The sequence below is a fragment of the Methylobacterium sp. Leaf88 genome, from assembly GCF_001422795.1.
Taxonomy (GTDB): domain Bacteria; phylum Pseudomonadota; class Alphaproteobacteria; order Rhizobiales; family Beijerinckiaceae; genus Methylobacterium.
The window spans coordinates 13276-13805 of sequence record NZ_LMMK01000016.1; the positions used below are offsets into that span (position 1 = coordinate 13276).

Annotated in this window: 1 protein-coding gene; it reads left to right on the forward strand. The window is 58.1% G+C overall.

Annotated elements, in window-relative coordinates:
- The coding region (locus tag ASF20_RS24010) for a hypothetical protein (protein WP_210166844.1) at positions 1–470 on the forward strand (470 nt) is incomplete at its 5' end.
- Between the last annotated feature and the right edge of the window lie 60 nt (positions 471–530).

Sequence of the window (530 nt, forward strand, 5' to 3'; positions counted from 1 at the left end):
GCCTGGAACAAGATCATCGCCCAACCCTGGCGCCTCATGTCCATCGGACTGCGCCGATGGGCCCATGCGTTCTGATCAGTGAGGGTTGGTATTACGGGTTCCTTAAGTGGGAGCTTCAAAATACCCACAAAAGTTCGATTAGCGGACTGAAAAATATACAAGGCGTCGAAAACAAGATGCTTGTTTTTGAAGAGCGCTTTGAGGGTGCGGGCGTGAAAAACTATGCGAGCCGCAATCGCTACATGCGTGAAGCGGAGCGCGCATACGATGCTGCGCAGAGTGCCCCTGCCTCGCCGAAGCCGTCTCCTCCGATGAACTTCCCACCTATGGGGCGCGGTATAGGCTCTTTCGATGTGAATGCCCTTGGCGCGGCGCCTCCGCTCGGGAGCAGCACGGTCAACAATGGCTCCACCGTCACGATGAACCACAACACGACGGTGAAGATTGATGCGGGCGGCGACCCGGCATGATCGGCCCCCACGCGGTGGTCCAAGGGTAAAGTTAGTGCGCGGTAGGCCGCTTCACCACGG